We start from the raw sequence: 13,627 nt of genomic DNA on the forward strand, positions 1-13,627 counted from the left end.
CGCAGCTCGGGTCAGGTTGACGGGTCCAGTGGTTGTGCGGTCATCGGGTAGTGGCTCTTGGCCTTGGTGTACGCCCCGCCTGATGGGTCTTGGCAGCGCCTTCGATAGGTCACGAAGAACTAACAAACTCCCCAGTAACTATTGCCAAAATCGCAACTTCTGTGCAGAATGTAGTGGTGGTTGAGATGAGCAATGGTGCAGGCAAAAGCCAGGACTCCCTGGTGAGCCGTGTTCGTGATGCGATCAGAACTGCTGGAATCAACCACAGCGAAGTCGCTCGCAATATCGGCATCGAGCCGAGCAAACTCTCCAAGTCTCTGGCTGGGACACGGAACTTCCGGGTCGAGGAGATCTCGGGTATCGCCTCCCTGACTAGCGTCAGTACGGACTGGCTCACGACCGGCCGGTCGGTCCAGCCGCCTCGGCGACGGGCTGTTCCACATTTCCACGCCGTCCCAGGAGACGCGCAGACCAGGACCGATGAGACCGCTGGAGTTGGTGGCAGCGCGGCATCGCGGGACTTACCCGAGCCATTGCCGGACCGGGCGAAGGCGGGGGCAGGGGAGTGGATGTCGAAGGGCAAACGCAACCGACACAAGATCATCGCCGCGGCCTGGGAACTCTACGCCGATCGGGGCGTTGACGATGTGCGTACGGAAGACGTCGCACAGGCGAGCGGGCTGAGCACCTCGGCGGTCAACTATCACTTTCGCTCCAAAGCGCAGCTGCTGCAGGCGACACTGCGCTACACCCTCGACGTCCTCTCCGGCATCCGCGGGCTGACGGACCCTGACGACCCCCTGACGACCCTGCGCGAATTCGCTCGCGTCCACGCCGGCGTCAACGACAAGATCCGACGCGTCTGGTCCATTTGGGTCCAAAGCTGGGCACGCGCCGCTGTTGACGAGCACGCCCGAGCCACCCTCACCGAGGTGTACTCGGAGTGGTTCGAGATGTTCGCCTCCGTCGTTCTCGCCGGTCAGAAGGTGGGCACCATTCGTGCTGGTGACACCGTCCTCATGGCCAAGGGCCTGAGCGTCTTCATCGATGGCCTTGGCATCGCACGCAGCACCGGTCAGATGAGCATCACTGATGCTGAAGCTCTGCAGATGCTCGACGACTATCTCAGCGAACACATCGCGGCCACCGGGCGCGACCAGGTCCTAGCAGCACAGGGCTCGCGTCGCACCCAGGGGCCCGTACCGCACCCGCAGGAAGAAGGCACATGAACACACCGAATCGAAGACAAGCGCTGGGGGCTGGGCTGTCGATATCAGCACTCGCCGGCCTGAGCGCCTGCGGGGGCGGCTCCGTCGGTGCCGCCGACGCAGGGAAACCAATCAAGGGTGGGAGCCTGCGCGTGGGAGTCACCGGCGGCAACTCCGCGGACACCGTCGACGCCCACATTCCGGTCAACAGCGGCGACGTCTGCCGCGCTGTGAACCTGTACAACGCGCTCTACGGGTGGGATGACGACTCTCAAGTCGTGCCGCTGCTGGCGGAGTCCTTCGAATCCAACGCCGACGCCACCGTGTGGACGTGCACCCTGAAGCAGGGCATCAAGTTCTCCGACGGCAGTCCGATCACCCCGGACGATGTGATCTTCACCTTCAAGCGGATCACGGACCCCGATGATCCCAAGACCGCGGCAGCGAACTTCTCCATGCTCGACAAAGTCGTCGCCAAGGATGGCCGCACCGTGGAGTTCCACCTCAGTGAGGCCAACGGACTGTTCAAGGACGCAGTCGCCGAATACACCGCGGCGATCGTCCCTGAAGGCTACGACCCGGAGAACCCGGTGTGTTCAGGGCCATTCAAACTCAAATCGTTCACCCCGGCCCAGTCGACGGTGCTCGTGCCCAATGAGCACTACTTCGACTACGACAAGATGTACCTCGACGAGGTGCAGCTGCTGAACTTCAACGACTCAGATGCACTCATCAACGCGCTCCTGTCAACTCAGGTCGACGCGATCGCGCAGATCCCAGTGGCACTGGTCGAGGTCATCGCCGCCGATGAGCGCATGGCCATTCTCAACTCCGAGACCGGCATGTGGCTGCCGCTGACCATGCGGGTGGACAAGAAGCCGTTCGACGACGTCAAGGTGCGCCAGGCCTTCCGCCTCGTCGTCGACCGGGAGCAGATGATCGAACAGGTCCTGTCCGGCTTCGGCACCGTCGGCAACGACATGTTCGGGCCGCTGAGCGAGAACTATCCTGAGTTCCCGCAGCGCAAGCAGGACATTCCGAAAGCCAAGAAGCTCCTCGCCGAGGCGGGCTATCCCGATGGTCTCGACGTCGAGTTGGTGACGGCTCCGATTCAGTCCGGTGCCGTCGAATCCGCTCAAGTCTTCGCTCAGCAGGCCGCCGAGGCCGGTATTCGGGTCAAGATCCGCAGGGTCGACGCGACGACGTTCTTCGGCGAGGAATACCTGCAGTGGGACTTCGCGCAGGACTTCTGGTACACCCGAGATTTCCTGCCGCAGGTCATCTCCTGCGCTCTCGAAGAGTCGCCGTTCAACGAAACCCACTGGGACGACCCCGCCTTCAACAAGGTCTTCGACAAGGTCCGCGGCATTCCCGAGGTCGAGAAGAGACGCGACGGCGAACACGAGCTGCAGAAGATGCTCTACGACGAAGGCGGCTACATCGTGTGGGGATTCGCCAACCAGGTCGATGCTTTCCAGAAGTACGTCGGCGGGCTGGTCAAGAACTCCACCGGGCGGCCTCTGGGCGGCTGGCGGTTCGACCGCGTATGGATCGGAAAGGTGTGACATGTTCGGAAAAGTCATCGGACGCAGGCTGATCTTCTCCGCCTTCATCCTCCTCGCAGTCTCACTCCTCGTATTCGGAGCCACGTTGCTGCTGCCCGGCGACGCGGCTCGAGCCATTCTCGGCCAGCAGGCGACTCCGGAGCGTATCGCGGCGCTGAACGAGCAGTTGGGTCTCAACCAGCCTGCCTGGCAGCGGTACTTCTCCTGGCTGGGTGGACTCTTCGTCGGCGACTTCGGTACCTCGACGGCCAGCGGCGGTTCCGTGGCGCAGCTTCTCGGTGAGCGAGTCGGAAGCTCGTTCATCCTCATGGCTGCAGCCGCCATCATCTCGGTGCCTTTGGGCATCGGCTTGGGCGTCTACCAGGCACTGCACCGTGGTGGCCGACGCGATCAGGCCATGACGGGCCTCAGCCTCGTCTTCGCTGCCATGCCGGAGTTCGTCATCGGCATCGGCCTCATCGCGATCTTCGCGACCTCCGTCTTCCAGATTCTGCCGGCTGTGACCCTGGCTCCGCCGGGCGAGCCCGTGTGGGGTCGACCCGAGCAGCTCATCCTGCCTACCCTGACCCTCATCCTCGTCGTCACTCCCTACATTGTGCGGATGATGCGCGCGACGATGATCGAAGTCCTCGACTCCGGTTTTGTGGAGATGGCCCGACTCAAGGGCGTACCCGAGAAGCGTGTCATCATGCGCCATGCTGTGCCCCACGCTTTGGGACCCGTTGCGCAGGTCGTGGCGATTCAGTTGGCGTGGTTGGCCGGCGGCGTGGTCGTCGTCGAGTTCCTGTTCCGCTATCCGGGGCTGGGCCAAGCGCTCATCGATGCGGTGACCTACCGTGATGTGCAGGTCGTACAGGCGATTTCCATGCTTGTGGCCGCTGTCTACGTCGTGGTGAACCTGGCGGCCGATGTCGTCGGCATCCTCACCAACCCGAAGCTGAGGAGTGCAGCATGAGCACGAACACGAATAGCCTCGACGACCTCAAATCCGCAGCGGTCGACGGTGGTGAGGTGCCCAAGGAATCACAGACCACCTACACGCCGTTCTTCAAACGCGTGCTGGCACAGAAACAGGGCAAGATCGGTCTGACACTGACCATCATCGTCCTCCTCCTGGCCTTCTGCGGGCCGCTGCTGCTGCCCTGGGCCACCGGCAACACGGCAACTGAATTCGTTGCCAAGCCCTTCAGCCCACATGGGCTCTTCGGTTCGGACAACCTCGGCCGCGATGTGCTCTCCCGGTTCTTCGCCGGTGGACTCACCCTCATCGTATATTCGGTCCTTGCCACCGCTCTCGGCATGATTCTGGGCGCGATCATCGGCATGCTCGCAGCCTATGTGGGTGGGACTTTCGATGCGATCATCATGCGCCTCAACGATGTCATCCTCGCCGTCCCACAGCTAGTGTTCGCGCTGCTGGCCATCACCGTGCTGGGTCCACAAGGGTGGGTGCTGGTGACCGTCATCGGCGTCACCCACGCCCCACGCATCGCCCGCGTCGCACGCTCAGCAACTCTGGGCGTCATCACCGAGGACTATATCCTCGCCGCAGAGATGTATGCGATGCCGCGGTGGAAGGTGCTGCTGCGTGAGCTGCTGCCCAATATCACCGGGCCGCTGAGTGTTGAAGCCGGGCTGCGCCTGACCTACTCGATCGGCTACATCGCGTCTCTGTCGTTCTTGGGACTCGGTCTGCAGCCGCCCGCTGCTGACTGGGGCCTGATGATCAACGAGAACCGGATCGCGCTGAGCATCCAACCCTGGGGTGTGCTGCTGCCGGTGATCGCCATCGCGCTGCTCACCATCGGCACCAACCTGCTTGCGGACTCCTTCGCCAGGGCCACCGCATCGACTTCAGTGGAGGCATGATGACCACCGAGACAACGACCGTCCATCATGATGATGCCAACGTTCCCAACGAGAAGATCGTCCTGCGTGTGACCGATCTGAAGATCGCGACGACTGCTGGCAATGAGATCCTCCACGGCGTGAACTTCGCGCTCAGCCGCGGCGAGATCCTCGGCCTCGTGGGGGAGTCGGGATCGGGTAAGACCACGGCCGGTCTGGCCTGCATGGGCCACTTCCGGGAAGGCCTGAAGTTCGCCTCCGGGTCCGTGAGCCTGTGGCCTCGCGGTGATGACACCGCCGTCGAGGTGGTCGAACTCGACGAGGTGGCCGTGCGGTCCCTGCGCGGGTCGCGGATCGCCTACATCCCCCAGGACCCTGCGCTCTCGCTCAACCCTGCGATGCGGGTCGGTGAGCAGATCCGTGAGGTCCTCGACATCCACGAATTCGGCAAATCCGAGGCCGAACGCACCGAGCGGGTGGCCGCAGTTCTCGTCGATGTCGGACTGCCCGGTGACAAGGCCTACCAGAAGCGGTGGCCGCACCAGCTATCCGGTGGTCAGCAGCAGCGCATCGGCATCGCCATGGCCTTTGCCATGTACCCCGATGTGCTCATCCTCGATGAGCCCACGACCGGTCTTGACGTGTCCACGCAGGCCGTCGTCCTCGATACGATCCGGCAGATGACTGTGGCGAACAATGTCGCCGGTCTCTACATCACCCACGACCTTGCGGTGATCAAGGACATCTCCGACCGGGTGGCAGTGATGCTGCGCGGGGACCTCGTCGAAGAGGGCCCGGTGGAGTCCGTGCTCCAGGACCCGCAGCACGAGTACACGAAGATGCTCATGTCCGCAGTACCGGACCTTGCCGGTCGCAAGACTATCGGTGAAGGTGCGGCAGCGGAACCGGAGCCCGAATCCAAGGCCACGCACATTCTGGTCTCGGACAAGAAGTCGAAGTCTGAGGACACGAACGAATCTGCCCGAGCGCAGGATCCGGCGGATTCCGCGGGCGGTGCAGCCACCTCGGCGAGTGCACCGTTGCTACAGGTCACGGATGTGGCACTGGCCTACGGGAAGGCGCAGATCCTCGACGGGATCAACCTCACGCTGGAACCCGGCGACTGCACGCTGCTGTTGGGGGAATCAGGATCGGGCAAGACGACCCTGTCCCGCTGCATCGCCGGGCTCAACGATGACTACTCCGGCGCCGTGCGGCTGCGCGGTCAGGAGCTGGCGAAGTCGACGCGGAAGAGGACGAACGAGCAGCGGGTCGGCATTCAGTATGTGTTCCAGTCCCCGTTCTCCTCGCTCAACCCAAGGCGCTCGATCGGTCAGTCACTGACCGTTCCCCTGGAGATGAGCGGAGAGGGCACTGCCGCGAGCCGGAAGGCGAAGGTCGACGAGGCCTTGGACTCTGTACGTCTGGGGCGCAGCTTCTATCATCGTCGGCCAGGAGATCTCTCCGGCGGTGAGCGGCAGAGGGCTGCGATCGCCAGAGCGCTGGTCAACCAGCCGTCGGTGCTCGTCTGCGATGAGATCACCTCGGCGCTCGACGTCAGTGTGCAAGCTTCGATCGTCGGCCTGTTGCGGACTCTGCGTGAGGAGCACCACCTGGCGATGCTCTTCGTCACGCACAACATTGCGCTCTCACGTCACATCGCCGACAACCTCGCTGTGCTCAACAAGGGCACAATCGTCGACTACGGGCCGACCGCCCAGGTTCTGGAGACCCCGAAGCACGAGTACACGCGCACGCTGATCGCGGACGTGCCGAAATTCTGAAGCGTCTGTGAGCTGCGCGGCCTTCTGGCGTCGCAGCACAGTCCCAGTCGGATAGCTCATGTTTGGACTAGGACAGCCCCTCCCGCAGCTACGCCGGACCACCGCTGTGCCGCACTCAGCTCAGATAACTGCGCCGGGTGCATGTCGGGTCCGATCAGCGGCCGGTACGGCGCTGGAATAACCGACGCGCTACCCGTCGTAAATACCCCGCGAGTCGAGTCGAAAAACGTCGCTTGATCTCTGCCTGAAGTTCTGCGTTCCGCTGAGTGAGTGACTCCACTTCTGATGAGAGGGAGTCAACCTTCTTTGTGAGCGTGCCCAACTTCGTGCGATTCTTGCGCCCTGATGTGAACTGCTTGAGGTAGGCTTTCTCAGCTTTCCCCAGTTTACGGCGAAGGTCGAACTCATCCGTATCAAGGATCTGCGACCTAGCCACCAGAGAGTCCGCGACTGACTGGAAGTCATACCTTTGTGCACCGGCGTTCGAATTAAGCACATGGGCGCCTAACGCCTCATGTATGTAGGCGTAGGTGGACATCAGATAGGCCGTGTACTTGGGGTTATCTTCGGGCGCCGATTTTGCCTGATCGAGGAGCTGGAATGTTTGTTCAGCATCCCACTTATCGAACGGAAGCACGCGTTCCGGGTGTCCTATTGCCTTGTAGAAATGGGGAAGCTTGTCATTCCACTCCAGAGCGACAGTAGGAATGCCAAATGAGTAGGAGATGATCGAGGAATGCATACGTATGGATGCGATTTTTGATCGGGTCGCGATCGCCTGGACAACCTCTCGGGTCGTTTGCGGGAGGATGATTTGCTCATCTGAGAGACCGTGTTTCTCGGCGAAGAATCGCAAAGTATTGTTGTCTCCCAGGCTCCCATTCGTGTACAGCTTGGGGGGCATGCCGTGGGATTCTGCGAGAGTGACAAGGTCGGCCAGGTACGACATTTCCTGCGAGAGTCCCCAGTCGCGCTGGTTAGCTTTGAACAATCCGCCGCGGACTACATTGATCCCGATCGTGCCATCGGGAACGACGTCAGTCATTCCATAGACAAACTTGGTCCAAGTTGCCGGATCCGCAACCTGTCGCACCTCGAATGTTGCATCCTTGGCTACTTCCTGGAAAAGAGGTAGATTCTCGCGAACAGACAGAGCTCGGACACAGCGCTTATTCACGATCTTGGCTATAGCGTCGACTTGACCATCGTCGGCACCCATATTGTTCAAGCCCATCGAGGAGAACACCACAGGAATCCCACGCTCGTCGGCTACGGCGGTGATCTGGTCCATATACTCGTAGAATCCAAGATATGACTGACCGAAGAGCCCACCGCCGCCAAAGAAGATGGCATCACAGCGTTCGAGTTGAGATTTGTCGAAGCCCTTTAGCGACAGCGAAACTAGCTCGCAGTCGTCGGAGCTAAGGCCATAGTTCTCTAGAGCAACTTCGAGCAACGCGAGAAAACTGGTACCAATGAGGTTGTCGCCGAAATTGTCGTCGACATAGGACACTGTTGCAATTCGTAGTGACGAGGCCATGCGTTGGACACCTTTAAATGATCTGCTAGTCAGAAGTGAGGGATTCTAGGTGAGTTGCGAGTGAGTCTAGCTGATCAGTGGACTAGAGAGTATGAACAGGGCACCGGCAATAGATCCAACCCAAATCAAGACACACCTATCTCATCGAACCGCTTCGGCGAGCGGACTCAATCCGCGTGTCTGCCGCTCGTGATTCCTGGCGCACCGTTAAGCAGTCCGACTTCGGGCTTGCGAGGTGATTCTCAATGGCGTTTGAAGGCAAAGACCCTCTGGATGAAGTCCGAGCTTTAGTCGACCAAGTGCAACCTGAATCAGTGGAGTTTCACGAAGTGTCCGCGCGCCGTTTCGACTCCGGGCCGGTCGGCGAGGGCGGAGAGATCTCGATCGAAGTCCAGATCAGAGAAGGTTCAGAAGGTTTTGATGTTCGCTTGAAAGCCACGGCAGAAGTGGCAGTCGGCGAGGCCGTCGTCAGCGTAGCCGGCGAGTATTCTGTGGCCGAAGGGGCCAACCCCAGCAGTCGGACGATCAAACAGTTCGTCAACGAAGTTGCTGTCATGACCGTGTTGCCCTATCTCCGTGAGGGAATGGCCACGATCACTGCGAAAGTGTTCGGAACGGCGCTGTATATTCCGATCATTCCGCGGGGCGATATTGCCGTGAAGCTGGACGATGAGGGCGTTGCGAAAGACGTCGCTCAGGCGTAGTCGGGTCAGCCGAACGTCGTTCCACCCCGGGGCCGGTCATTACGGTGAAGCCGCTGCGGTGACCTGGGCTGAGATGCCAGCTGACCGCTGAGCACTCAGGTCACCTTCTGCGGGAGGCCCTGACCGCACCTGCGAAGTCACCCGCGAGGTCCTGCCGGGTGAGCTGCGTGAGCCGGCCGATTGCCCTGATCAGCCCGTCGGATCCGCGGTAGCCGAATCACCGCTTTTCGAGCCCCTGTGGTCGGCAGTGTCCATGATCGCCTATCGTCGACCTCGGAAGCGACACAATCAAAGCACGCGCACAGGTCCTTGCGCGCGAGGACCTGGTGAGTACGAGGTGGAGCACGGGTTCGTTATGGATGAAAGGACAGTCAGACATTTCACCAACGAAGTCCGTGTGATGACAGTGTTGCCATATCTGCGTGAAAGTGTGGCCACGATTACGGCGGAGGTTTTCGGCTCGCCTGTACATCTGCCGATCATTCCACGCGGTGAGATCGCCATCGACCTCGCTGATCACGGTATGGGTGAACGAGCTCAATCTTCTCTCGAGCCCCGGCCGACGAAACGTGGCTGGCCGGGCGGAGGCTTTCTATGAGCCAACGCGGGATTATGGTCGTGGCCGGTGCGCTGTAGCCTGTAGGTGTGAATGCGCCACAGCTGCATTCCTTCGGTCTCGGAGTCGCCGCCGGAATGGCGGTCGTCCGCGGTGCTGTTGTGTGGCAAAAGCTCTCCACGACGGACCTTCGGTTCAAGGCCCGGCAGCACGCTGCGGCGATCGCGCGGCGAAGATGAGTACCTCCGGTGCGGCCGCCGCCGCGGGCGCGGCCACGGATTCAAAGACTTTCGAGGTGAAAGCGCGAGCCGGCTTCGCAATGAACGGGCTGCTCCACGTGCTGATAGGCGCTACCTCGATCCGCGTCGCGAGCGGCCACAGTGGGAGGCCGAGCCAGGCCAGCGTCAAGACCGATATCGCCAACCTGCCCGAGGGGTTCATCGTGCTTTGGGCGGCGTCTTTGGCTTTTGCAGCGCTGGGAGTTTGGCAAGCGTTAGAGGTCGTGTTCGGCCACCGGTACCGGACCACACGCCAACGCGTTGTTCAAAAAGGGGGTTCGATCGGTCTGACCGGCATCTATATCGCTCTCGCGGTTGCCACTGCGATGTTCGCGCTTGGCGTGTCCGACAGCAGCAGAAGCCGCGCAAAAAAAATCAGACCTCAGCCTAGAACTGATGCAAACGCTTCAAGGACGTCTGATACTGGCTGCCGTCGGCGCAGTGATATTCGGCTTTGGTGGGTTCTTCGTCGTCAAAGGCATTCGGCGCGGCCATCGGAAGAACCTGGACTCCATCGACGGGGGCTTAGGGCGGACAGCCGTCGTCCTCGGCACCATCGGCTATATAGCCAAAGGCGCAATCGTCTGTTTCGCCGGAGTGCTAGTGGCCTATTCCGCGCTCGCCTTCGATCCGAGGAAGGCTGAAGGCATCGGTGCCGTATTCCAAACCATGCGCCAGCAACAATTCGGTCCCGAATTGCTGAACGCAACGGGCGTCGGGCTCATCAGCTATGGCCTCTTCCTGGCCTGTCGAGCGAAAATCGGGACGATGGCAAACGACTATTAACCCGTCATCATGACGCCGTCGGAAAGCCCTTCGTATAGCCAGCAGGATGGCCCGCAAGGCCACGCACATTCTCGTCTCCACCGGTGGGCCGAAGGATGCGACTGAAGCTGCGGGAGCGCAGGGTCGAACTGATTCTGCGGACGGTACAGCCGCCTCGGCGACGGCACCATTGCTGCAGACGACGGACGTGGCGCTGGCCTACGGGAAGGCCCAGATCCTCGACGGGATCAATCTCGCCCTGGAACCAGGCGACTGTACTCTGTGGTTGGGCGAGTCAGGGACGGGTAAGACGACTCTGTCGCGCTGCATCGCCGTCCTCAACGACGACTATTCCGGCACCGTGGCACTGCGCGGTACGGAGCTAGCTAAGTCGACGAGGAGGCGGACGAACGAACGAACAGCGAGTCGGCATCCAGTACGTCTTCCAGTCCCCGTTCTCCTCCCTCAACCCGCGTAGGTCCATCGGTCAGTCACTGACCGTGCCGCTGGAGATGAGCGGTGAGGGCACCGCCGCGACGAGGAAGGCGCAGGTCGAAGAGGCCTTGGACTCGGTGCGTCTGGGGCGCAGCTTCCACCATCGTTGCCCCGGTGACCTGTCCGGTGGTGAGCGGCAGAGAGCCGCGATCGCCCGCGCACTGGTCAACCAGCCATCGGTGTTGGTCTGTGACGAGATCATCTCGGCACTCGGCGTGAGTGTGCAGGCTTCGATTATCGGGCTGCTGCGCACACTGAGGAAGGAACACCAGCTGGCGATGCTGTTCGTGACGCACAACATTGCGCTCTCACGCCATATCGCTGACTGTCTCGCAGTGCTCAACAAGGGCTCGATCGTCGACTACGGCCCCACTACCGAGGGTGCTGGAGAACCCGAAGCACGAATACACGCGTACGCTCATCGCCGACGTGCCGAAGTTCTGAAGGGAAAGCTTGGCCTAGTCACTAATCGGCGACGAAAACAGGCGAGGACCTTGCGGCATCAGTAACGGGAGCAGTCGTCTGTACTAGGTCAGCTGTAGATAGGCAGGCGGCTGGAAAAATCTTGCTGCAAGCCAATATTTTCCGGTGGAAGTAAGAGATGTGCTCTCGACAGTTCGCGGGCCCACTTTGTGAGTCTCGTCGGACTCTGGATGAGAGGGCCGCCAGCCCTTAACGTATTCCCAAGCAGGCGTGGTGTGCAAGAGTGCAGAAACCTCACTGATAAACTTGAGAAGCGAATTTTAATCGAATTCGAGTGCGTAGTTTAGGGGCTGGGTAATGCGTGTTTTTGCACAACAATCTGGGGGACGTCAGTGGAGCGCGGCGGTCGGTGGTATTGCCTCGCACGTATGGCTAGCGCCTTCGGTCTCTTCGTTCGAGGTGGGTTCGAATGCCATCTTCTGAAGCCGGTCACTTTCTGCCTGACCACCACTATCTAATTCGGCATACTCTCAGCGATCAGGCGGGCGGGGGGATGCAGGCGATGCTTCGTCGAGCAAGCGCATTCGCCGACTACTATGGTATGCCCGTTGACCTGCTCACTTATGGTTTTCAGCCGGAAATGACCTACTTCGAAGCGTCTCTTCGTGAAACTGGAAGATTAGCTCCGGACGTACGCGTGCAAAACTTGTGGAACATCATGTCGGAAATCGCTCTAGAGCCATCAGACGCGATCTTTCCCGACAAGTATGAGAATGCGCCTCTGGACGAACCGCGCGGAAGTTCGAAGCTCACCGGGGTTATGGCCTGTGGTCTTCAGCGTATGACGCAGTATTGCGGAGACTCTGAGGAAATCGAATCCATCGACTACCGTCGCGAGGACGGAACTCGATTCGTCAGCGATATTCGGAGGGAAGATGGGGCGGCACACCAGAGGAAGGTAGCGCTTTTAGCTCCAGACCAACGGATCTTGAAATCGTGGAACAGCGTGACAGATATGTTTGCGTGGCTCCTGACGAAGGTTTTGGGACGAGAAAATTCCGTCATCGTGGTCGACCACCCTGCTATGGCCAATTCGATAGCTCGGAACGGCTATATTGCTCCGAACAGCGTCCTCATAAAGTGTTACCACAGTAACCATTCGGCTGCGCAGTCAGACGTTGGGTTCGGAGTCCTTTCGAAAAGGCACATGGTGTCGATGGAACGAGCTGATGTGTTCGATGCCAATGTCTTCCCGTCGTCGGGCCAGATTGATGCCGTTGCAGACCTGATAGGCGAGTCCACAGACATGTGGCCCATCGGAAACATTATCGAGCCGGCGGTTGGTGCTTCGTCGGAAGAGGAACATCGAAAGGACTCAGGTGTTGTAATTAGTCGTCTTGTCCGGGAGAAGAACGTAGATCACGCAATCGATGCTGTTCTCTTGGCCAATGTTGAGCGTTCCACACACGAGGTCCCCACCATATTGTCGATTTTCGGAACTGGCACTGACCAGCCGAGGCTGGAGAGTCTAATCGATAAACGCCAAGTGGGCGATCAGATCAAACTCTTCGGGTACACAAATGACGTTTATGACGAGTTCAAACGGGCATCATTCTCGGTACTTCCCACAAATCAGGAGGCCTTTGGCCTGTCCATCGTTGAAAGTATGGCGTGTGGTTGCATACCGATTGTCTACGATGTCCCCTACGGACCGAGCGAGATCATCACGGACGGAGTCGATGGCTTCCTGGTGCCTTTCGGAGATATTCGCTCGATTGCAGACTGCGTGCGAGCACTGCGAACGATGAGCGATCTGGATTTAGAGAAGATGCGGGATGCCGCAAGGAACCGAGCGAACGACTATGGCAGTCGAAAGATCGCGCAAGCATGGGCCCGCGCAATTGACGTTACACGGGATCGCAAAGACACCACAGCGAAGTCCGTTATATCCCAGCGGTCGCTCCAGATAGCGTCTATCACTCCATTGGAAGGCTCAAATAGCGCATCAGCGGCGGCCCCATCGCTTGACGTCGAACTGTACATTGATTCGCGGATCAAATCCGCCGACGTTCCAGGCGTGAAGGTGTTTTTGTGTTTTCGTGGCCGGGGAAGCACATTGCGTATCCGCGTCCCTGGCGTCCTACGAATGAGGCGACATGGATTCCTGCTCCGGCAGCAAACGTTGGGCATGAACTTCCCCATCCCGACTGAGCAGTTGGATCGCGCGCCACGAGAGATCATCGATACCTTTGTGCGTATCAATGATGGGGTGACGGTCCGCGAATTTCGTCTCAAAGCAGCTGGAGTTGACTTGGCGGCGTTCAAGTTGCCTCCTGAGCTGGAAGCTTATGAGACTAAGGGCGGATATCTCAGCCTTCGCAGGCCGGTTCGCAGAGGCTAGTGAGCTGACCCGACTCTCGAGCCATCAATTATAAATACCGTCACTTCTGGGGAGCCGGCA

12 protein-coding genes and 1 pseudogene are annotated in these 13,627 nt (G+C 60.0%); 12 read left to right on the forward strand and 1 reads right to left on the reverse strand.

Going from position 1 to position 13,627, the window contains the following annotated elements; all coding sequences use genetic code 11:
* Positions 1-185: 185 nt before the first annotated feature.
* Genes JFC13_RS08770 through JFC13_RS08790 form a run of 5 tightly spaced genes read left to right on the forward strand, consistent with a single transcriptional unit; the run spans position 186 to position 6,405 of the window.
* Positions 186-1,229: a TetR family transcriptional regulator gene (locus JFC13_RS08770; RefSeq protein WP_232488384.1), complete on the forward strand. Its 1,044-nt coding sequence runs from the start codon at positions 186-188 to the stop codon at positions 1,227-1,229.
* Complete coding sequence (locus tag JFC13_RS08775; protein WP_198396707.1) at positions 1,226-2,773, forward strand: ABC transporter substrate-binding protein; 1,548 nt, start codon at positions 1,226-1,228, stop codon at positions 2,771-2,773. The genes JFC13_RS08770 and JFC13_RS08775 overlap by 4 nt, the downstream gene beginning before the upstream one ends.
* Before the next feature lies 1 nt (position 2,774).
* Complete coding sequence (locus tag JFC13_RS08780) at positions 2,775-3,728, forward strand: ABC transporter permease (RefSeq protein ID WP_198396708.1); 954 nt, start codon at positions 2,775-2,777, stop codon at positions 3,726-3,728.
* Complete coding sequence (locus JFC13_RS08785) at positions 3,725-4,642, forward strand: ABC transporter permease (protein WP_198396709.1); 918 nt, start codon at positions 3,725-3,727, stop codon at positions 4,640-4,642. The genes JFC13_RS08780 and JFC13_RS08785 overlap by 4 nt, the downstream gene beginning before the upstream one ends.
* A complete protein-coding gene (locus JFC13_RS08790; protein ID WP_198396710.1) occupies positions 4,642-6,405 on the forward strand; it encodes an ABC transporter ATP-binding protein in 1,764 nt (587 codons plus the stop codon). The genes JFC13_RS08785 and JFC13_RS08790 overlap by 1 nt, the downstream gene beginning before the upstream one ends.
* 154 nt (positions 6,406-6,559) lie before the next feature.
* Here the strand turns inward: JFC13_RS08790 and JFC13_RS08795 are convergent, their stop codons facing one another.
* Positions 6,560-7,918 carry a polysaccharide pyruvyl transferase family protein gene (locus tag JFC13_RS08795; protein WP_198396711.1) on the reverse strand — a complete coding sequence of 453 codons (1,359 nt, stop codon included), beginning with the start codon at positions 7,916-7,918 and terminating at the stop codon, positions 6,560-6,562.
* Between the two features lie 272 nt (positions 7,919-8,190).
* Here JFC13_RS08795 and JFC13_RS08800 point away from each other — a divergent pair, with 272 nt between their 5' ends.
* From JFC13_RS08800 to JFC13_RS08820, 7 genes and pseudogenes are all read left to right on the forward strand, one after another.
* Positions 8,191-8,649: a hypothetical protein gene (locus JFC13_RS08800; RefSeq protein WP_198396712.1), complete on the forward strand. Its 459-nt coding sequence runs from the start codon at positions 8,191-8,193 to the stop codon at positions 8,647-8,649.
* Positions 8,650-9,294: 645 nt separating this feature from the next.
* Complete coding sequence (locus JFC13_RS08805) at positions 9,295-9,444, forward strand: hypothetical protein (protein ID WP_198396833.1); 150 nt, start codon at positions 9,295-9,297, stop codon at positions 9,442-9,444.
* Between the two features lie 80 nt (positions 9,445-9,524).
* A pseudogene (locus tag JFC13_RS20015) lies at positions 9,525-9,701 on the forward strand (DUF1206 domain-containing protein); the annotation flags it as partial.
* A 178-nt stretch (positions 9,702-9,879) separates the two neighbouring features.
* On the forward strand, positions 9,880-10,269 hold the full coding sequence (locus JFC13_RS08810) for a DUF1206 domain-containing protein (RefSeq protein ID WP_232488386.1): 390 nt from the start codon (positions 9,880-9,882) through the stop codon (positions 10,267-10,269).
* Positions 10,270-10,315: 46 nt separating this feature from the next.
* Positions 10,316-10,726 (forward strand): ATP-binding cassette domain-containing protein, encoded by a 411-nt coding sequence (locus JFC13_RS19865; protein ID WP_332839370.1) that lies wholly within the window; start codon positions 10,316-10,318, stop codon positions 10,724-10,726.
* Positions 10,680-11,252 (forward strand): ATP-binding cassette domain-containing protein, encoded by a 573-nt coding sequence (locus JFC13_RS08815; protein ID WP_332839376.1) that lies wholly within the window; start codon positions 10,680-10,682, stop codon positions 11,250-11,252. Before JFC13_RS19865 ends, JFC13_RS08815 begins: the two co-directional genes overlap by 47 nt.
* A 383-nt stretch (positions 11,253-11,635) precedes the next feature.
* Positions 11,636-13,567, forward strand: a complete 1,932-nt coding sequence (locus JFC13_RS08820) for a glycosyltransferase (protein ID WP_198396714.1) — start codon at positions 11,636-11,638, stop codon at positions 13,565-13,567.
* The last annotated feature ends 60 nt before the right edge of the window (positions 13,568-13,627 follow it).

It is taken from the genome of Brevibacterium antiquum (assembly GCF_016107655.1).
Lineage (GTDB): Bacteria > Actinomycetota > Actinomycetes > Actinomycetales > Brevibacteriaceae > Brevibacterium > Brevibacterium antiquum.

Bases quoted from the DNA above. Each gene is read 5' to 3' on its own strand.
- JFC13_RS08770 (WP_232488384.1), top strand. From the start codon at position 186: ATGAGCAATGGTGCAGGCAAAAGCCAGGACTCCCTGGTGAGCCGTGTT.
- JFC13_RS08775 (WP_198396707.1), top strand. From the start codon at position 1,226: ATGAACACACCGAATCGAAGACAAGCGCTGGGGGCTGGGCTGTCGATA.
- JFC13_RS08780 (WP_198396708.1), top strand. From the start codon at position 2,775: ATGTTCGGAAAAGTCATCGGACGCAGGCTGATCTTCTCCGCCTTCATC.
- JFC13_RS08785 (WP_198396709.1), top strand. From the start codon at position 3,725: ATGAGCACGAACACGAATAGCCTCGACGACCTCAAATCCGCAGCGGTC.
- JFC13_RS08790 (WP_198396710.1), top strand. From the start codon at position 4,642: ATGACCACCGAGACAACGACCGTCCATCATGATGATGCCAACGTTCCC.
- JFC13_RS08800 (WP_198396712.1), top strand. From the start codon at position 8,191: ATGGCGTTTGAAGGCAAAGACCCTCTGGATGAAGTCCGAGCTTTAGTC.
- JFC13_RS08810 (WP_232488386.1), top strand. From the start codon at position 9,880: ATGCAAACGCTTCAAGGACGTCTGATACTGGCTGCCGTCGGCGCAGTG.
- JFC13_RS19865 (WP_332839370.1), top strand. From the start codon at position 10,316: ATGGCCCGCAAGGCCACGCACATTCTCGTCTCCACCGGTGGGCCGAAG.
- JFC13_RS08820 (WP_198396714.1), top strand. From the start codon at position 11,636: ATGCCATCTTCTGAAGCCGGTCACTTTCTGCCTGACCACCACTATCTA.